Genomic DNA, 19075 nt, shown 5'->3' on the forward strand with positions numbered 1-19075 from the left:
TCCAGCCTCGCACATTCCGACCGAACCGCACGGATTCAATTGTGACGAAGGTGCTATTGCCAACGGTTTGCAGGTGGGCACTATTCTTGGACGGTTGCAGACTGCGAGAAAGCGGAGCCCTCCATGCACGTGCCCGACGGATTCATCAACGCACCCGTGTCGGTGGCCGCCGGAGTGGCAGCCGCCGCAGCCGTCGCCGTGAGCCTGCGCGGCGCGCGCCGGGAGCTCGACGAGCGCACCGCGCCGCTCGCCGGCCTCGTCGCCGCCTTCATCTTCGCCGTGCAGATGCTGAACTTCCCCGTCGCCGCCGGCACCAGCGGCCACCTGCTGGGCGGGGCGCTCGCCGCGATACTCGTCGGCCCCTATACCGGCGTGCTGTGCGTGTCCGTGGTCCTCCTCATGCAGGGCATCCTCTTCGCCGACGGCGGCCTGACCGCCCTCGGCGTGAACATCACCGTGATGGGCGTCGTCACCGTCGTCGTCGCCTACGCCGTCTTCCGCGGACTGCTCAAGGTGCTGCCGGCCGGTCGCCGCTCCGTGACCGTCGCCGCCTTCACCGGAGCCCTGCTCTCGGTGCCCGCCTCGGCCGCCGCCTTCACCGCCCTGTACGCCGTCGGCGGCACCGCCGACGTCGCCATCGGCAAGGTGCTCACCGCCATGGTCGGCGTGCACGTCCTCATCGGCCTCGGCGAGGCCGCCATCACCGTGGCGACCGTGGGCGCCGTCATCGCCGTACGCCCCGACCTGGTGCACGGGGCGCGCGAGCTGACCGCCCCGCTGAAGCTGCGCGTCGGCGGCGAACTGGTCGACGCGCCGGCCGCCGCGCCCGCGGCCGCGCCCGCCGCCGCCCGCTCCACCGCGAAGGTGTGGATCACCGGCCTGGTCACCGCCCTCGTCCTCGCCGGCTTCGTCTCCTTCTACGCCTCCGCGAGCCCCGACGGCCTGGAGAAGGTCGCCGCCGACCAGGGCATCGACGCCACGGTGGAGGAGCACGCCGCGAAGGACTCCCCGCTCGCCGACTACGCCGTCAAGGACGTCACCGACGCCCGCCTCTCCGGCGGCCTCGCGGGCGCCCTCGGCGTCGGCGCGACCGTCGCCGTCGGCACCGGGATCTTCTGGGTCGTGCGCCGCCGCCGGACGGCCGAGCCCTCGGTCGCGGTCTGATGGGCGCCGTTCGTTCGGGCGCCATCCGTTCGGGCGCCGTCTGATGGGCGCCGTCTGATGGGCGCGGGCCACGCGCACAAGCTCTACCGGCACGCGCACACGCCCGTCCACGCCCTGCCGCCGCACTGCAAGCTCGCCGCGACCTTCGCCTTCGTCCTGGTCGTCGTCTCCACACCGCGCGAGGCGGTGTGGGCCTTCGGGGCGTACGCCGTCCTCATCGCGGCGGCCGCGGCCGTGGCCCGCATCCCGGCCGGCTTCCTGCTGCGCAGGATGCTGATCGAGATCCCCTTCGTCGCCTTCGCCGTCCTCATGCCCTTCGTCGCGCAGGGCGAGCGGGTGGAGGTCCTCGGCATGTCCCTGAGCGTCTCGGGGCTGTGGGGCGCATGGAACGTCCTGGCCAAGGGCACGCTCGGCGTCGCCGCCTCCGTCCTGCTCGCCTCGACGACGGAACTGCGGGCGCTGCTGCTCGGCCTGCAGAGGCTGAAGCTGCCCCCGCTCCTCGTCCAGATCGCCTCCTTCATGATCCGCTACGGCGACGTGATCGGCGACGAGCTGCGCCGGATGTCCATCGCCCGCCGCTCGCGCGGTTTCGAGGCCCGCGGCATCCGGCACTGGGGAGTGCTGGCGAAGACCGCCGGCGCCCTGTTCATCCGCTCCTACGAGCGCGGCGAGCGGGTCTACCTCGCGATGGTCAGCCGCGGCTACGCCGGCTCGATGCCGGTGATCGACGAAGTCGCGGCAACGCCCACAGAGTGGGCGCGCGCCTCCGCGCTCCCTGTGACAGCACTGGCCGTACTGGCCGTCTGTCTGTTGGGGTGACTCCTCCGCCTGAGGCGGCTTCTCACTCGCCTCCGAAAAGGCTCACGACGGCCAAGCCCTGACCGCTGCTGTCGCAGGTAACCCATCGTAGTGGAATCAGCACCGTTAGGAGATGCAGATGGACGACTTGAAGCCGGCCTCACTGGAGGTCTCCGGCCTCGCCTACGCCTACCCCGACGGCCACCAGGCCCTCTTCGGCGTGGACCTGAGCGTCGGGCACGGCGAACGGGTCGCCCTGCTCGGCCCCAACGGCGCCGGCAAGACCACCCTCGTCCTGCACCTCAACGGGATCCTGGGCGGCGGGGTCGGCACCGTGACCGTGGCCGGGCTCCCGGTGGAGAAGCGGAACTTCGCCGAGATCCGCCGCCGGGTCGGGATCGTCTTCCAGGACCCCGACGACCAGCTGTTCATGCCGACCGTGCGCGAGGACGTGGCCTTCGGGCCGGCCGCGGCCGGGATGCGCGGCGCCGAGCTGGAGGAGCGGGTACGGGGGGCGCTGGAGCAGGTCGGCATGGCGGAGTTCGCCGACCGGCCGCCGCACCACCTGTCCTTCGGGCAGCGCCGCCGGGTGGCCGTCGCCACGGTCTTGGCCATGCGGCCGGAGATCCTCGTCCTCGACGAGCCCTCCTCCAACCTCGACCCGGCCTCGCGCCGCGAGCTCGCCGACATCCTGCGCTCGCTCGACGTGACCGTGCTGATGGTCACCCACGACCTGCCGTACGCACTGGAACTGTGCCCGCGCTCGGTGATCCTCAGCGAGGGGGTCATCGCCGGCGACGGCCGTACGCAGGACCTGCTGTGCGACGAGGACCTGATGCGGGCGCACAGGCTGGAGCTGCCCTTCGGCTTCGACCCGCGCACGCCGCTGTTGACGCGCCCCTCGCACTGAGCGGGCGGGCCGCTGTTCCGGGGCCCGGGAAGCAGGGCCGTCCGGTGGGCGTTGCATCCTGTCGTAGGCGCCGACGGGGCGTCGTGGCAGGTGCTGGGAGTAAGACGTGGATGTCCACGGGACGGTGGCGGAGGGCTTCGAGCCCGTCCGCGACGCCTTCGTACGCAACTTCGAGGTGCTCGGTGATCGGGGCGCGGCGGTGGCCGTCTACCGGGACGGCCGCAAGGTCGTCGACCTGTGGGGCGGCACGAAGGACGCCGACGGTACGGACCCCTGGACCGCGGACACCGCGCAGATCGTGCGCTCCGCCACCAAGGGCGTGGCCGCCGCCGTGCCGCTGCTGCTGCACCAGCGCGGGCTGCTGGACCTGGCCGCGCCCGTGGCCTCGTACTGGCCGGAGTTCAAGACGGGCGGCAAGGAGAAGATCCTGGTCCGCGACGTGCTCGCGCACCGCGCGGGCGTCCCGGCGCTGGACCGGGGGCTGACCGCCGCCGAGGCCGCCGACGGGGTGACCGGGGCGCGCGCGGTCGCCGCGCAGCGGCCCTTCTGGGAGCCCGGCACCGAGCACGGCTACCACGCGCAGACCTACAGCTGGCTGCTGTCCGAGCTGGTGCTGCGGGTCACCGGGCGCACGTTGGGCTCGCTCCTGGCCGAGGAGATGGCCGAGCCGCTGGGCGTGGACTTCTGGATAGGCCTTCCGGAGGCCGAGGCCCACCGGGTGGGCCGGGTGGCCCCGGTCGACCCGCCCGAGAGCGCGGGCATGCTGAAGACCCGGCCGAGGCGAAACGTTTCCGAGGCCTACGCCGACCCCGCCTCGCTCACCCGCCGCGCCTTCGCGGCCATCGACCCGCTGCCCGACGAGAACGACCCCGCCTACCGGGCCGCCGAGCTCCCCGCCTCCGCGGGCATCGGCACGGCCCGCGGCCTGGCCCGCTTCTACGGGGCCACCATCGGGGTGGTCGAGGACGGCGCCCGCGTCTTCACCCCGGAGACCACCGCGCTCGCCGGCCGGGAACTCTCGGCGGGCCCCGACCGGGTGCTCGTCGTCAACACCCGCTTCGGCCCCGGCTACATGCTGCACGGCCCGGCCTCCCCGCTGCTCTCGCCGGCCTCCTTCGGGCACCCGGGCCGCGGCGGCTCACTGGCGTTCGCGGACCCGGAGGCGGGGATCGGCTTCGGCTACGTGACGAACGCGCTGGCCAAGTCGGTGACGGCCGACCCGCGAGCGCAGGCGCTGGTACGCGCCCTGAAGACGGCTCTGTCGGCGGGCTAGGGGCGGTGGTTTCGGCTCGGGGCGGTGTGGGTGCGGGCCCGGCCGGGTCCGGGCGCGCGCCGGGGCGTCTCCTCGGGCGTCGAACGTGGCGAGGGGTCGGTGGGCCGGGCGGCGGTTGCGTTCGACGCCCTGCGGGGACGCCCCGACGCACACCCGGCCCCGTCCGGTCCGGCGGGCACCGGGCCGAGGCGGCGGACGCGGCTCAGCCTTGCTCGCGTACGTCGGCGAGGGTGGCGCACGCGTGGGCGATGAGCTCGGCGGGGGCCATCGGGAAGACGGTGTTCGGGGTGCCGGCCGCTGCCCATACCTCCGTGTGGGCGAGGAGGGACCGGTCGGCCAGTACCCGGGTGCGGGTGCGGTGGCCGAAGGGCGGGACCCCGCCGATGGCGTAGCCGGTGGTTGCCGCTCTTGACGCGCCGCTCGCGCGGTTCGGCCCTGGCGGGCCTTACCGGCTTCGCGCCGCTGCGCCGGACTCCGTCCGTCGGTGGTGGGTGGGGCGGTGCGCTCAGCCGGTTTCGCGTACGTCGGCGAGGGTGGCGCACGCGTGGGCGATGAGCTCGGCGGGGGCCATCGGGAAGACGGTGTTCGGGGTGCCGGCCGCTGCCCATACCTCCGTGTGGGCGAGGAGGGACCGGTCGGCCAGTACCCGGGTGCGGGTGCGGTGGCCGAAGGGCGGGACCCCGCCGATGGCGTAGCCGGTGGTTTCCCGGACGACGGTGGCGTCCGCCCGGGTCACCTTCCCGGCGCCGAGCTCGCGGCGTACGGCGTCCACGTCGACCCGGGAAGCGCCGTCCATGAGGACCAGCACCGGGACCCCGTCCGCGGCGAAGATCAGCGACTTGACGATCTGGCTGAGCTCGCAGCCGATCGCGGCGGCCGCGTCGGCGGCCGTACGGGTCCCCTCGGGGAAGCTCCGGACGGTGAGGTCGATACCCAGGCCGGCGAGGGCCTCGGCGAACAGGGGATGCGCGGTGGTCGTCATACCGGGACGCTAACGCCGCGCGTCGCGGCGGGTCGAGGAGGTTTCCCCCACGCCACGCCCGCGTCGTCCCCGCCCGCCACGATCCCGCCCTGCCCGGAGGGCCACCGCGTCAGGAGGAGAGGACTTCCGCCACGATCGGGCCCGCCGTCTCGCCGCCGTGGCCGCCGGCCTCGACCATCGCCGCCGCGGCCACGTCCCCGTTGAAGCCGGTGAACCAGCTGTCCGGGCTGCCCGCACCGTCGACCTCGGCCGAGCCGGTCTTCGCGCCCTTGTCCGCGCCGCCGACCGAGGCCATCGCCGCGCTGCCGGTGCCGCTGGTCGCCGTCAGCTTCATCATCTTCACCAGCTGCGCCGACACCCCCGGCTTCAAGGGGCGCGAGGCGGTGGCGAGGGTGCGTCCGTCCAGCGAGGCCTTCACGATCACCGGCTGCCGGAACACCCCGGTCCGGGCGGTGGCCGTGATCGAGGCGACGTTCAGCGGGTTCATGGTGATCGTGCCCTGGCCGATGTACGCGGCGGCCGCGCCCGCCCCCGAGACCTCCGGAACGGACCCGTCCACCGAGACGATCCCGGTCTTCCAGTCCAGCCCGATGCCAAAGACCTCCTTGGCCTCCCGGGGGAGCGCGCTGTTGTCCTTCACGTCGTCGATCAGGCTGATGAAGGCGGTGTTGCAGGACTTGGCGAAGCTCGACGCGAAGGTCTCGCCCTCCGTCTTGAAGTTCTTCAGGTTGTGGAAGGGCTTCCCCTCCCACGTGGCGGTCGCCGGGCACGCCGCCGGCTTGTCCGCCGACACCAGGCCCTTCTCGATCAGCATGGCGGCCGTCACGATCTTCATCGTCGAGCCCGGGGCGCGGGCCCCCTTCATCGCCGCGTTGAAACCGTCCTTGCGGTGGTTGGCCACGGCCAGGATCTCGCCCGTGCTCGGCTTGATCGCCACCACCGAGGACTCGGCGTGCCTGGCCACCGCCTTCTCCGCCGCCGCCTGCACATCGGCGTCCAGTACGGTCTGGATCTCCCCCGGCTTGCCCTCGGCCAGCGTCAGCAGGGTCCGCTTGGGCGCGTCCTGGGCGGCCGGCTCGATCCAGACCTCCGAGCCCTTCGTGCCGCCCGCCTTCTCCCCGTACGTCTTGCGCAGGTCGTCCAGGATGGCGCGCAGCGAGGGGTACTGCTCGGCCGTCAGCTCCTTGCCGTTGCGGTCGAGCGCCTTGACCGGCGGGGTCGCGGGGGAGCCCGCGCGCAGCTTCTCGTCCTTCTGGAGCTGCGGGTGGATCACCGAGGGCTTCCAGTCGACCAGCGGCTTTCCGCTGGTCAGCCCGCGCACCACGGTGAGCGTCGACTCGTAGGCGAGGGGTTTGGTGACGCCCTCGTACGTGATCTCCGCCTCGACCTTGAAGGGCATGCTCGTGCCGTTGTAGGTGCCGGGGGTGATCACGGCCTTCGACACGTACGACTTGGTCTTGAAATCGCCGACGGCGGCCTGCGCGGCCTGCGCGTTGTTCGTCAGGTCGGCGGCCGCACGCTCGTCCCCTGCGGCCCACGCGGCGAGGAAGGCCTTTGCGGTGGCCACGGTCTCCTTCTCGGTGACCGGCCCGCTGCCCTTCCCCGACTGGGTGGAGGTTGCGCCGCCCCCGTCCTCTCCGGCGTCTCCGACCAGCGCGTACACCCCGTACCCGGCGCCGCCGACGAGTGCGAGGAACACCCCGCCGACTATGGCGCCCTTGGCTGCCCCGTTCACTTGAGTCCCCTCCCCAGGAGCCACAGTTCCCTGAACGTGTTCAAGGAACCCTTGGTGTGGACCTTACGTCGCGTCGCGGTTCGCGTTCGCTCTTGTTACCGGAACGGAACCTCGATGGCCGAAAACCGCGGGCATGTGGCAGGAGGGCTCAGGTCGGTCAACGGCGCACCCGATAGCGCACGTGAAGCACCCGGTTGCCCTGAATCACCACGTCAGGATCCTCCAACAGGTGCTGCGCGTGGACCGACCCGAAGTAGCGCTTGCCGGACCCGAACACGACGGGTACGACGTCCATGCGCACCTCGTCGATCAGGCCCGCGGCAAGCACCTGGCCACCGACGTCGCCGGCGGCGACCTCGACCATGCGGTCACCCGCAAGTTCCCGCGCCTTGGCCACGGCTGCCTCGACGCCGTCGACGAAGTGAAACGGCGCCTCGGGGTCCCAGCCCCCGGGCTCCGGCCGGTGCGTCACGACGACCACGTGGCCGATCCCGCCCGGCGGCTTCCCGTCCCAGCCGTCCGTCAGGTCGAAGACGTGGCGGCCGACGATCGTGACTCCGATCCGGTCCCAGTACGGCCGGGTGTAGTCGTAGGACGTCTGCGACACCTTCAGCTCGCCGCTCTCGTCCAACGGGACGTCACCGTTGGACAACCAGTCGAACAACGGTCCGGGCTGGTCATCCTCGTCCGCGACGAACCCGTCCACCGACACCGAGCTGTACATGACCACCTTGCCCACGGGGCTCTCCTCTGCTTTGGGGTGCCCCAAATCATCCCGAACCGCATCGGAACGAAAGTCACGCCACCGTCGAACCGAGCCACGCAACAACCACAGCGGGCCCGGCACCATCAGGTGCCGGGCCCGTCGTTTGCGCTGCTAGACCCAGGTGTCCAGCCACATGCGGTTGCGCCAGGAGTCCATCGGGAGGGTCTGGCCGGTGTAGATGGGCCAGAAGTAGATGAAGTTCCACACGATCAGCAGGACCAGGACCCCCGCCCCGATCGCCCCCAGCGCCCGTCTGCGCTCGTTCGAACCGGCCGGGCCCAGCAGGGCGCCGATCATCATCGCCACCGCCAGGCACAGGTACGGGACGAAGACCACCGCGTAGAAGTAGAAGATCGTCCGCTCCTGGTAGTTGAACCAGGGCAGCAGACCCGCGCCCAGCGCGCACGCGATCGCGCCCGCCCGCCAGTCGCGGCGGAAGAACCACCGCCAGAGCACGTACAGCAGCGCGAAGCAGCCCGCCCACCACAGCAGCGGGGTGCCCAGGGCCAGGACCTCGCGGGCGCACTTGCCCGCCTCGGTCGCCGGGCAGCCGTCGGTGCCGGGCGCGGGGGACTCGTAGAAGTACGAGACGGGCCGGCCCAGGACCAGCCAGCTCCACGGGTTGGAGTCGTAGGTGTGCCCGTCGTGCAGGTTGACGTGGAACTTGTAGACCTCGGTCTCGTAGTGCCACAGGCTCCGCAGCCACTCCGGGAGGAACGACAGCGAGCTGTTCTGGTCGTACTTGGCCGCCCAGTCGCGCAGGTACCCGCCCTTGCCGTTGTCCGGGCTGAAGATCCACCCCGACCAGGAGGCGACGTACGTGACGATCGCGACCGGGACGGTGGACACGAAGGCCGGCAGGGCGTCACGGCGCAGCATCGACGCGTACGGGCGCCCCGCGCCCGCCGTGCGGCGCGCGGCCGCGTCCCACAGCACGGTGAGGACGCCGAAGAAGGCCAGGGCGATGAAGCCGTTCCACTTCGTGCCGGCGGCCAGGCCCAGGCAGACGCCCGCCAGGATCCGGTACGGGCGCCAGCCCAGCCGCAGCGTCTCGGCGATCTTCATGTCGGGCCGGGTACGGCCCTCCTCGTCCACCGGGAGCGCGGCCGCGAGCCGGGCCCGCGCCCCGTCCCGGTCGATCAGCAGCGCCCCGAAGGCGGCCAGCACGAAGAACATCAGCACCAGGTCGAGCAGCGCGGTGCGGCTCATCACCAGGTGCAGGCCGTCCACCGCCAGCAGCGCGCCCGCCAGGCAGCCCAGGAAGGTGGAGCGGAACAGGCGGCGCCCGATCCGGCACAGCATCAGCACCGACAGGGTGCCGAGCAGGGCCGTCATGAACCGCCAGCCGAAGGGGGTGAAGCCGTGCATCAGCTCGCCGAGCCCGATGACCCACTTGCCGACGGGCGGGTGCACCACGTAGCCGGGGTCCAGCGGGAGGGCGATCCCGTCGGGGTTGGCGAGGATCGACTTGTCGATGTCCTTGGGCCAGCTCGCCTCGTAGCCCTGCTTGACCGTGGCCCAGGCGTCCTTGGCGTAGTACGTCTCGTCGAATATCACCGCCTTCGGACTGCCCAGGTTCACGAACCGCAGCACCCCCGCGACCAGCGCCACCAGCAGCGGCCCCGCCCACGCCAGGATCCGGTTCCACGTCCCCCACACCTCGGGCGGCAGCCCGAAGGTCATCCACAGCTGTGGGGACGGCTGTGCGTACGGGGGCACCAGGCGGCCCCGGACGTCCGTGCGCGCGGACGCTCCGGCCGGCGGCGCGTAGCCGAAGCCGCGCAGGCGGCGCAGCCAGGTGGGCTGCTCTTCGGCCCACCCCGACGGCGGGGTGGGAGGGGCCCCCGCGGGGCTGGGCGGCGGCGTCGCGGTACTGGTCACCGGCACATCGTAGGGAAGAGAGGGGAAGAGATCCGTGTGCACCCCGGGACCGGGGGGCGGCGGGCCACGGGACTGAGAGGATGGGCGGGTGACGACTGACCAGCCTCTCCGCTCCGAACCCTCCTCCACGACGGCCTCCGCGGCGGGCCTGCCGGGCACGCTCGTGCTAGCCGGGACGCCCATCGGCGACCTCGCGGACGCCCCGCCGCGGCTCGCGGCCGAGCTGGAGCGGGCCGACGTCGTCGCCGCCGAGGACACCCGGCGGCTGCGCCGGCTGACCCAGGGGCTCGGCGTGCACACCACCGGGCGCGTCGTCTCGTACTTCGAGGGGAACGAGACCGCGCGCACCCCGGAGCTGGTCCAGGCCCTGGAGGACGGCAAGCGCGTGCTGCTGGTGACCGACGCCGGCATGCCCTCCGTCTCCGACCCCGGCTACCGGCTCGTCGCCGCCGCCGTGGAGAAGGACATCAAGGTCACCGCCGTCCCCGGGCCCTCCGCCGTCCTCACCGCGCTCGCCCTGTCCGGGCTGCCCGTGGACCGGTTCTGCTTCGAGGGCTTCCTGCCGCGCAAGGCGGGCGAGCGCCTGGGCCGGCTGCGCGAGGTCGAGGGCGAGCGCCGCACGCTCGTCTACTTCGAGGCCCCGCACCGGCTCGACGACACCCTGGCCGCGATGGCCGAGGTCTTCGGCGCCGACCGGCGGGCCGCCGTGTGCCGCGAGCTGACGAAGACCTACGAGGAGGTCAAGCGCGGCGGCCTCGGCGAGCTGGCGGCCTGGGCGGCCGAGGGAGTGCGCGGGGAGATCACCGTCGTGGTCGAAGGGGCCCCGGCGGCCGGGCCCGGAGACGTGGACGCCGAGGAGCTCGTGCGCCGGGTCCGGGTGCGCGAGGAGGCGGGGGAGCGCCGCAAGGAGGCCATCGCGGCGGTCGCGGCCGAGGCCGGAGTACCCAAGCGCGAGGTGTTCGACGCGGTCGTCGCGGCAAAGAATGCGGCACAAAAGGTGCCGTAAGTCGGTAAAGGGCTAACCTGAAAGGCAAAGCTCAGACCGCGCACCGGGCGCTTTGGGCATGAGTCGCCCAAGGACCGTCCAACACTAGACAGGGCCTGATGCGCTCCCGCCCGAAGAGGCGTCCACTGGCAATGGCACCAGTGGACAAGAGGAGCTCGCATGAGTGAGATCGCTGATACCCCGGTACCCGTGGCGGGACCCGCCACCGCACCCGCCGCACCCCACGACGTTCCCACCCCGCCGGTGCAGATCGTGCACGAGGCGTACTCCTTCGCATGCATGAAGTGCGGTTACGGCTGGGAGCAGGGGTACGAGATAGAACACCACGTGGATGGCAAGGGCGAGCCGTTCATCATGTACACGGTCAAGGGAGAGCGGGTGCCCTCCCCCCTGTCGAACCCGACCTGCCTGAACTGCGGCGGTCACGTCGTACGGATCATGCGGGCCGGCCAGGTCTCCTCGGTGCTCGGCACGATCGACCGGCTCTACCACCACCGCATCGCCCCGGGGATCGCCGGGCCCGTGCCAGCGGGGGCGAACGTACCCCGGACCCACAAGGCGCACGAAGGCCCGGGACCCGTGGCCGTGGACGACGCGGACCGGGGCCCGCTCTCCCGGCTGATGGGGATCTTCCGCCGGTCATAAGATCGGCCGTATGAGCTCTTCCAAGGACGCACCGCCGCCGCTGCCCGAACCCCTCCGGGTGGCGGTGGCGGACTCGCACACCCACCTGGACATGCAGTCCGGCACCGTCGAGGAGGGCCTCGCGAAGGCCGCCTCCGTGGGCGTGACCACCGTCGTCCAGGTCGGCTGCGACGTGAAGGGCTCCCGGTGGGCCGCCGAGACCGCGGCCGCGTACGAGAACGTCCACGCGGCCGTGGCCCTGCACCCGAACGAAGCCCCCCGCATCGTCCACGGGGACCCCGACGGATGGTCCCGGCAGGGCGCGCGGGCGGGCGGCGGCGACGCCGCCCTCGACGAGGCGCTCGCGGAGATCGAGGCGCTGGCCCGCCTCGACCACGTCAAGGCGGTCGGCGAGACCGGCCTCGACTACTTCCGCACCGGCGCGGAGGGGATGGCCGCGCAGGAGCGCTCCTTCCGCGCCCACATCGAGATCGCCAAGCGCACCGGCAAGGCCCTCGTCATCCACGACCGCGAGGCCCACGCCGACGTCCTGCGCGTCCTGCGCGAGGAGGGCGCCCCGGAGCGCACGGTCTTCCACTGCTACTCCGGGGACGCCGACATGGCCCGCGAGTGCGCCGCCGCCGGGTACTACATGTCCTTCGCCGGGACCGTCACCTTCAAGAACGCGGCCCCGCTGCGCGAGGCCCTCGCCGTGGCCCCGCTGGAGCTGGTCCTCGTCGAGACCGACGCCCCCTACCTGACCCCGGCGCCCTACCGCGGACGGCCCAACGCGCCGTACCTCATTCCGCTGACGGTCCGCGCCATGGCCGCCGTACGCGGCATCGACGAGGACGCGATGGCCACGGCCCTGGCGGCCAACACGGCCCGCGCCTTCGCCTACTGAGCGCTGCCGACGCCCTGCCGGCGCCCTGCCGAACGCCCGGCCTCCCCGGGCCCGCCCCCCGAACACCTGGACACCCTGAGTAGTCGTACGACTTTGGAGTGTGACGACTCCTCCGCTAAGGTGCCGTGCCCGAACCAGCGGGTGCCGACCACCAGTGGAGCGAGCGTCGTGAGCGATACCCAGGGCAGTCACCGCCGTGGCCGTTCCCTGCCGGGGGCGTACGAACCCACCCTCCCGGCCTGGCCTGCCGGTGCGGGCGACGCCCCCGGCGAGCCCGGGCCCGGCGTCCCCGCCCCGCGCGGCATGGAGGAGCGCCCCTCACGGCGCCGCGCCCGCGGCCCCGGTGCCGAGGAAACCCTGCCCGACCCCGACCCGGCGGGCCCGGGACGCCGCCGCGGCGCGACCGCCGATACGACGACCCCCGCGTCCCCGCCCACCGGAACGGGCACCGGCCGCCGCCGGGGCCCCGCGGGCAGCGCCGTGGCCACCGCCCCCGCCCCGCCCGGACCCGGCCGCCGGCGCGGCACTCCGGCCGAGACGCCGGGCCCCGCCGCCCCGCCGGGCCCCGGCCGACGGCGCGGCGCGGTGGCCGAGGCGGCTCCGGCCGCCCCGCCGGGACCCGGGCGCCGCCGCGGCGGGGGGCCCGCCATTCTCCCGGCCCCGGCCGGCCCCGGCAGCGGCCGCCGCCGGGCCCCGGCCGTCCCCTCACCCGCCCCGGGAGGGAACTGGCGGCGGATCGTGCCGCAGGCCCTCGTCGTCGCCTTCCTCGCCGGCGGCACCACCGCGTTCGTCGCCGCCGACAAGACCGTCCGGCTCACCGTGGACGGCGTCCCCAGGGACCTCCACACCTTCGCCGACGACGTCACCGAACTGCTGGCAGCCGAAGGCCTCGGCGTCGGCCCCCACGACCTCGTCGCCCCCGCCCCCGGCGAACCCCTCGACGACGGGGAACAGGTCGTCGTCCGCTACGGCCGCCCCCTGCGCCTGACCCTCGACGGACAGCAGCGCCAGGTGTGGACCACCGCCCGCACCGTCGAAGGCGCCCTGCGCCAGCTCGGCATCCGCGCCGAGGGCGCCTACCTCTCGGCCCCCCGCACCGCCCCCGTCCCCCGCGCGGGCCTCGCCCTCAGCGTCCGCACCGAACGCAGCGTCACCTTCCTCGCCGACGGCGGCGAACGCACCATCCGCACCAACGCCGCCACCGTCCGGGAAGCCCTCGACCAGGCCGGCATCACCCTGCACGGCCAGGACAACACCTCCGTACCCGCGGACTCCTACCCGCGAGACGGCCAGACCGTCACCGTCCTCCGCATCACCGGCACCCGCGAGGTCCGCGAGGAGCGCATCGCGTACGCCGTCGAGAAGACCGAGGACCCCTCCCTCTTCACCGGCACCGAAGTCGTCGAACGCGCCGGCCGGCCCGGCGCGCGCAGGGTCACGTACAGCCTGCGCACCGTCAACGGGGTCCGGCAGAAGCCCCGCCGCGTCACCGAGGAGATCGTCCGCGAGCCCGTCACCCAGCTCGTCAAGGTCGGCACGAAGCCGCTGCCCACCTCCGTCTCCGGCGCCGACGGCCTCGACTGGTCCGCCCTCGCCCAGTGCGAGTCCGGCGGCCGCCCCACCGCCACCGACCCCTCGGGCACGTACGGCGGCCTCTACCAGTTCGACGTCCGCACCTGGCAGGGCCTCGGCGGCAGCGGCCGCCCCCAGGACGCACCCGCCGCGGAACAGACGTACCGGGCGAAGAAGCTCTACGTGCAGCGGGGGGCGAGTCCCTGGCCGCACTGCGGCCGCAGGCTCACATAGAAATGGGTTCGTGGATCGAACGCGTGACCTTTCCTGCCGGGTGTCGTTGATCGGATGACAGCATCGGCGTCGAGGGGTGTGAGTCGGAAGGTGCCGCTCGTGGAGGGCCAGGCGAGCTGGACCGCTTGCGCCCGTGGCCTGCTGCGAAGGGGCGTGGACGAGGAGAGCGGTGAACGACTGACGGTCTCCATGCTGGCGGAGCGTGTTGGCTGGGCAGCCGATCTCGTTTCCGGCATGGTCGCTGAGCTGTTGGCTGCGCACTGGAACGTCCTTGACGTGGCTGCCCTCGCCTCCGGGGAGGATGCAGGTGGGCGGAAGCTGCCGGCCGGACGGACGGCATCTGCCTTCGAGCGTCATCAAGGCCCGTACCCGCCAGATCGCCGTGTTCGCCGGCCGGCACGACCGGATGCCTGTCGATGTGTTTGAGGTGGAGAGCGCGCCCAGGGCAGCTCGGATGCTGCTGTTGTCGGCGTGTGATAGGCAACAGGCCACCATCGAGCGGGCGCATGAGCCGCGCCGCGCGCTGCTACGCCTGCAGCTCCCCACCCGGCCGGATCCGCGCTCGTACACGGACTGGACATGGGTGGCCTGCTCGGTCTCCCTGCCGCCGACGATCCCTGCGGGTGCGGTGCTGCACTTGCCCACGATCCGCCCACGCGGAGGTGGGGTCCGCGTCGATCTCGCCTACACCCAGGCTGTGCCGAAAGCCGTTCGTAGCGGGCACGTGGTCGCGCTCGGCGTGGACTGGGGCCTGAACACCCTGCTTTGCGCCGGAGCAGCGCGGCTGAACGAGGACGGGAGGATCACCGCCCTCGGGGCCGGTGGCATGTTCCGGGCCGCCGGTGTCCTTGCGAAGCAGCACCGGCTGCGCCGACTGTCCGAGTACTTGAACGCCAAGGTCGACCACTACCAGAGGCTGAGTGCAGGGGACGAGCAGCACGCGCTGGCCGGCAAACGAACTGTCTTGAGCGACGAGATCAGCCGAGTCTGCGCACGCCGCTCGAACCTCAATGACACTCTGGCCTGTGCCGCCGCCCGATGGGCCGTCGATCAGGCAATCGCCGCCGGGGCAAGCGTCATCTATGTTGAGGACCTGCGCTCTCTGGAGGCCCGTGGGATGGGCCGCACCATGAACACGCGCCTCTCTCAGCAGGTACGCGGGCAGATCGTCGATCGCATGCGGCACATGGCCGCCGAGACGGGCACAGCCGTCGTCAGTGTCCCGGCCCACAACACATCCAAGCACTGCCCGCGGTGCCTCACCCCGCTATCGCACCGCAAGGCCCCAGACCGGCCAACCGCACCGGGCTGGAAATGGGCCGTCTGCCCGTCCTGCCACTGGCAGGGCGACCGCGATCACGGTGCATGGCAGCGGATCGCGGCCCGCGGACTTGCCCACCAGGCCAAGACCGTCACCGACCGCACCACCGGGGCCATGGCCATCCGCAGCGTCGTGGACCCACTCGAAGCGGGCGCGGTCATCACACCCCACGCACACCAGACCAGCCGGCGGGACAGGTCCAAGATCGGACCCACCCGGCACAAGACCAGACGTCCGACGCCCAGGCGACGCCGGACACCCTCCCCTGCCAGGCCCCCGGGCCCGGCAGGCAAGCGTCCGGAGGGACACGCCCACACGGACCGGCCCCGACTGCCGCGCGCAGCCGACCGGCACCAGGACGTGACGACGATCAGCACATCCACCGTCAGCCGGCACCGGCCACGAGGGTCAGCGCTGGGCGCGGGATTTCACTTCCACGCCCACGCCAGCCCTCCACTGTGGAATCCGATCCTCGGACCAGACACCATGCCTGGCACAGGATCACTCTGCCGATCTGAGACGCTTGCGCGGTGAGCACCGCAGAGCAGCAGCCCAACGAAAACCCCGCCACCCCTTCCGACGCCCTCCTCGGACCGGCCGAGATCCGGGAGCTGGCCGCCGTACTCGGCGTGAAGCCGACGAAGCAGAAGGGGCAGAACTTCGTCATCGACGCCAACACGGTGCGCCGGATCGTGCGCACCGCCGAGGTGCGCCCCGACGACGTGGTCGTCGAGGTCGGGCCGGGGCTGGGCTCGCTGACGCTCGCCCTGCTGGAGGCCGCCGACCGGGTCACCGCCGTCGAGATCGACGACATCCTCGCGGCCGCGCTGCCCGCCACCATCGAAGCCCGGATGCCCGGGCGCAAGGACCGCTTCGCGCTGGTCCACTCCGACGCCATGCTCGTGACGGAGCTGCCCGGCCCGGCGCCCACCGCGCTCGTCGCGAACCTGCCGTACAACGTGGCCGTGCCGGTGCTGCTGACCATGCTCGACCGCTTCCCGAGCATCGAGCGGACCCTGGTCATGGTGCAGGCGGAGGTCGCCGACCGGCTCGCCGCCGAGCCGGGCAACAAGGTGTACGGGGTCCCCTCCGTCAAGGCCAACTGGTACGCGCACGTCAAGCGCGCCGGCTCCATCGGCCGCAAGGTCTTCTGGCCCGCGCCGAACGTCGACTCCGGCCTGGTATCGCTGGTCCGCCGGACCGAGCCGATCAAGACCACCGCCACCAAGGCCGAGGTGTTCGCGGTCGTCGACGCCGCCTTCGCCCAGCGCCGCAAGACGCTGCGCGCCGCGCTGGCCGGCTGGGCCGGTTCGGCGGCGGGCGCCGAAGCCGCGCTGGTCGCCGCCGGGATCTCCCCGCAGGCGCGCGGGGAATCGCTGACGGTGGAGCAGTTCGCCGCGATCGCCGAGCACAAGCCCGCGGCGGAGAGGCCCGCGCTGTGAGCACCCGTACGAGCGTGACCGTGCGCGTCCCCGCGAAGGTCAACGTCCAGCTGGCGGTGGGCGCGGCCCGCCCCGACGGCTTCCACGACCTGGCCAACGTCTTCCTCGCCGTCTCCCTCTTCGACGAGGTCACGGCCACACCGGCCGACTCCCTGACCGTCAGCTGCGAGGGCCCGGACGCCGACCACGTGCCGCTGGACCGTACGAACCTCGCCGCGCGGGCCGCCGAGCTCCTCGCGGCGCGCCACGGCATCGCCCCCTCGGTCCACCTCCACATCGCGAAGAACATCCCGGTGGCGGGCGGCATGGCCGGCGGCAGCGCGGACGGGGCCGCGGCCCTGCTGGCGTGCGACGCCCTGTGGGGGCTGGACACCCCGCGCGCCGAACTGCTCGACATCTGCGCGGCGCTCGGCAGCGACGTCCCGTTCAGCCTGGTCGGCGGCGCCGCGCTGGGCACCGGCCGCGGGGAACTGCTGACGCCGGTGGCGTCGGGAACCTTCCACTGGGTGTTCGCGGTGGCCGACGGAGGGCTGTCCACCCCGGCCGTCTTCCGCGAGTTCGACCGCCTGGCCGCCGCCGAGGGCACGCCGATCCCGGAGCCCGAGGCCTCACCGGCCCTCCTCTCCGCCCTCGCCTCGGGGGACCCGGACACGCTGGCCGCCACCCTGGCGAACGACCTCCAGCCGGCCGCGCTGTCGCTGCGCCCGCAGCTGGCGGACACGCTGGCGGCGGGCCTGGACTCCGGAGCGCTGGCCGCGCTGGTCTCGGGCTCGGGGCCGACGACGGCCTTCCTGGTCCGCGACCCGGAATCCGCGCTGAAGGTGGCCGCCGTGCTCGACGCCTCGGGCACCTGCCGCACCACCCGCGTGGCCGCCGCCCCGGCTCCTGGCGCCACTGTCCTGCCGTAGCCCTGCGGGGGCCGCGGGCTGAAGATGCCGCTGCGCGGCACCCTGGGCTCTGCCCAGACCCTCCCCCCGGACGGAGTCTGGGGGAGGGTCTGGGGCGGAGCCCCAGCAAGGGGGCCGCGCCCGTACTCAGGCGGGAGTTGAGTACCCGGGCCCTGTCGGGGGAGGGGCGCCGCGGGCCACCGTAGGCGCATGACAGCGAGCGCACGCGACATGGCCGAGGCGACCCCCGCCACCCGCGACCGGTACGTCGACCTCCTGCGGGTCGCCTCCCTCGGCACCGTCATCGCCGGCCACTGGCTGATGGCGGCCGTCAGCACCGGCGGCATAGGGAATCTCCTCGCCCTCGTGCCCGCCCTCCAGGTGCTCACCTGGGGGCTGCAGATCATGCCGGTGTTCTTCTTCGTCGGCGGCTTCGCGCACGCGCTCTCGTACCGCAGCCTCGCCCGCCGCGGCGACGGGCAGCCCGTCTACGCCGCCTTCCTGCGGGCCCGGCTCCAGCGGCTGCTGCGGCCCACGCTCGTCTTCGTCCTCGTGTGGGCCGTCCTCGCGCTCGGCGTGCAGCTCGCCGGGCGCGGCGACGGGGTGCTGAGCGGGGCCGCGCTGCGGATGGTGACGCAGCCGCTGTGGTTCATCGGGATCTACCTCGCGATGGTCGCCCTCACCCCGCCGCTGCTCAAGCTCCACGGGCGCCACGGATGGGCCGCCTTCGCCGGGCTGTTCGGCGCGGCCGCCGCCGTGGACGTACTGCGCTTCGCGCTCGGCGTGCCGTACGTGGAGTTCCTGAACTTCGCCTTCGTCTGGCTCGCCGTCCACCAGCTCGGCTTCCTCCGCGCCGACGGCCGGCTCGGCGGGGTCCGCCTGCCCGCCGCCCTCGCCGCCGCGGGCCTCGCCGGGGCCGCGCTGCTGGTGGCGTACGGGCCGTACCCGCTGTCCATGGTCGGGATGCCCGGCGAGAAGGTCTCCAACATGGCCCCGCCCACTCTGGCCCTGCTCTGCCACGGCCTGTGGCTCGTCGGCGCCGTCCAGCTCCTGGCCCGGCCCGCCACCGCCTGGCTGCGCCGCCCCCGCGTCTGGCGCGGGGTCGTCGCCGCCAACGGGATCGCCATGACCGCCTTCCTCTGGCACCTCACCGCGATGCTCGCCGTGTACGGAGCCCAGCTCGCCCTCGGGATCGCCCTGCCCGAGCCCGCCACCGCCGCCTGGTGGGCGCAGGTGCCCGTACGGATCCTCCTGGCGGCCGCCCTGACCGCACTGCTCGTCGCCTGCTTCCGCCGCTTCGAGGCCCCGTCCGCCCCGTCCGCATCCCCGACGGCCGCGGGAAGCGGCCCGCGCGCCGCCGCCGGCATCACCCTGTGCATCCTCGGCATCCTCGGGCTCTCCATGACCGGCCTCGGGGGCCTGCTCGAAGGGCACAGCGCCACCCTGATCGCCGTCCCCGTCACCGCGCCGGCCGCCATCGCGATGGCGCTCGGCGGCCGGCTGCTGGTGGAACGGTCCGGCCCCGCCCGGCGCGTTAGGCTGAGGGGCTGATCCACACCCCTTCCCTGGAGCGCGT

16 protein-coding genes and 1 pseudogene are annotated in these 19075 nt (G+C 73.1%); 12 read left to right on the top strand and 5 right to left on the bottom strand.

Annotated features, from left to right (window positions below; all coding sequences use genetic code 11):
• The first annotated feature begins 123 nt into the window (after window positions 1-123).
• The 4 genes from OG625_RS23400 (at window position 124) to OG625_RS23415 (ending at window position 4145) form a co-directional block, all read left to right on the top strand.
• The gene (locus tag OG625_RS23400) at window positions 124-1164 is read left to right on the top strand and encodes an energy-coupling factor ABC transporter permease (protein ID WP_329384518.1); all 1041 of its coding nucleotides are present in this window, start codon (window positions 124-126) and stop codon (window positions 1162-1164) included.
• Between the two features lie 57 nt (window positions 1165-1221).
• A complete protein-coding gene (cbiQ, locus tag OG625_RS23405; RefSeq protein WP_329384521.1) occupies window positions 1222-1983 on the top strand; it encodes a cobalt ECF transporter T component CbiQ in 762 nt (253 codons plus the stop codon).
• 112 nt (window positions 1984-2095) lie between these two features.
• A complete protein-coding gene (locus OG625_RS23410; RefSeq protein WP_443067754.1) occupies window positions 2096-2872 on the top strand; it encodes an energy-coupling factor ABC transporter ATP-binding protein in 777 nt (258 codons plus the stop codon).
• Between the two features lie 106 nt (window positions 2873-2978).
• Window positions 2979-4145: a serine hydrolase domain-containing protein gene (locus OG625_RS23415; RefSeq protein WP_329384526.1), complete on the top strand. Its 1167-nt coding sequence runs from the start codon at window positions 2979-2981 to the stop codon at window positions 4143-4145.
• Between the two features lie 202 nt (window positions 4146-4347).
• On the opposite strand, the pseudogene OG625_RS23420 reads toward OG625_RS23415, so the two are convergent.
• The 5 genes and pseudogenes from OG625_RS23420 to OG625_RS23440 all read right to left on the bottom strand — a co-directional run.
• Window positions 4348-4545 (bottom strand): annotated as a pseudogene (locus OG625_RS23420) (YbaK/EbsC family protein); the annotation flags it as partial.
• Window positions 4546-4650: 105 nt separating this feature from the next.
• Window positions 4651-5127: a YbaK/EbsC family protein gene (locus OG625_RS23425; protein ID WP_329384530.1), complete on the bottom strand. Its 477-nt coding sequence runs from the start codon at window positions 5125-5127 to the stop codon at window positions 4651-4653.
• Window positions 5128-5236: 109 nt separating this feature from the next.
• The gene (locus OG625_RS23430; RefSeq protein WP_329384533.1) at window positions 5237-6862 is read right to left on the bottom strand and encodes a penicillin-binding transpeptidase domain-containing protein; all 1626 of its coding nucleotides are present in this window, start codon (window positions 6860-6862) and stop codon (window positions 5237-5239) included.
• A gap of 157 nt (window positions 6863-7019) precedes the next feature.
• Window positions 7020-7601 (bottom strand): dihydrofolate reductase family protein, encoded by a 582-nt coding sequence (locus OG625_RS23435; protein WP_329384536.1) that lies wholly within the window; start codon window positions 7599-7601, stop codon window positions 7020-7022.
• A gap of 138 nt (window positions 7602-7739) precedes the next feature.
• Window positions 7740-9509, bottom strand: coding sequence for a dolichyl-phosphate-mannose--protein mannosyltransferase (locus OG625_RS23440; RefSeq protein ID WP_443067755.1), 1770 nt, complete (start codon window positions 9507-9509; stop codon window positions 7740-7742).
• A 148-nt stretch (window positions 9510-9657) separates the two neighbouring features.
• Here OG625_RS23440 and rsmI point away from each other — a divergent pair, with 148 nt between their 5' ends.
• From rsmI to OG625_RS23480, 8 genes are all read left to right on the top strand, one after another.
• Entirely contained in the window at window positions 9658-10515 is an 858-nt protein-coding gene (rsmI, locus tag OG625_RS23445) for a 16S rRNA (cytidine(1402)-2'-O)-methyltransferase (protein ID WP_329390879.1), read from the top strand.
• A 159-nt stretch (window positions 10516-10674) separates the two neighbouring features.
• Window positions 10675-11160, top strand: a complete 486-nt coding sequence (locus tag OG625_RS23450) for a hypothetical protein (protein WP_443067756.1) — start codon at window positions 10675-10677, stop codon at window positions 11158-11160.
• A gap of 10 nt (window positions 11161-11170) precedes the next feature.
• Window positions 11171-12043 (top strand): TatD family hydrolase, encoded by an 873-nt coding sequence (locus OG625_RS23455; protein ID WP_329384539.1) that lies wholly within the window; start codon window positions 11171-11173, stop codon window positions 12041-12043.
• A gap of 303 nt (window positions 12044-12346) precedes the next feature.
• The gene (locus tag OG625_RS23460) at window positions 12347-13849 is read left to right on the top strand and encodes a ubiquitin-like domain-containing protein (RefSeq protein ID WP_443067901.1); all 1503 of its coding nucleotides are present in this window, start codon (window positions 12347-12349) and stop codon (window positions 13847-13849) included.
• Window positions 13850-14150: 301 nt separating this feature from the next.
• On the top strand, window positions 14151-15704 hold the full coding sequence (locus OG625_RS23465) for a zinc ribbon domain-containing protein (protein WP_329384545.1): 1554 nt from the start codon (window positions 14151-14153) through the stop codon (window positions 15702-15704).
• Window positions 15701-16612, top strand: a complete 912-nt coding sequence (gene rsmA, locus OG625_RS23470; RefSeq protein ID WP_329384547.1) for a 16S rRNA (adenine(1518)-N(6)/adenine(1519)-N(6))-dimethyltransferase RsmA — start codon at window positions 15701-15703, stop codon at window positions 16610-16612. Before OG625_RS23465 ends, rsmA begins: the two co-directional genes overlap by 4 nt.
• The gene (locus tag OG625_RS23475; protein WP_329384550.1) at window positions 16609-17520 is read left to right on the top strand and encodes a 4-(cytidine 5'-diphospho)-2-C-methyl-D-erythritol kinase; all 912 of its coding nucleotides are present in this window, start codon (window positions 16609-16611) and stop codon (window positions 17518-17520) included. Before rsmA ends, OG625_RS23475 begins: the two co-directional genes overlap by 4 nt.
• A gap of 189 nt (window positions 17521-17709) precedes the next feature.
• Window positions 17710-19050: an acyltransferase family protein gene (locus OG625_RS23480; RefSeq protein ID WP_329384552.1), complete on the top strand. Its 1341-nt coding sequence runs from the start codon at window positions 17710-17712 to the stop codon at window positions 19048-19050.
• Window positions 19051-19075 lie beyond the last annotated feature (25 nt).

Origin of the sequence: Streptomyces sp. NBC_01351 (genome assembly GCF_036237315.1) — a bacterium.
GTDB lineage: Bacteria > Actinomycetota > Actinomycetes > Streptomycetales > Streptomycetaceae > Streptomyces.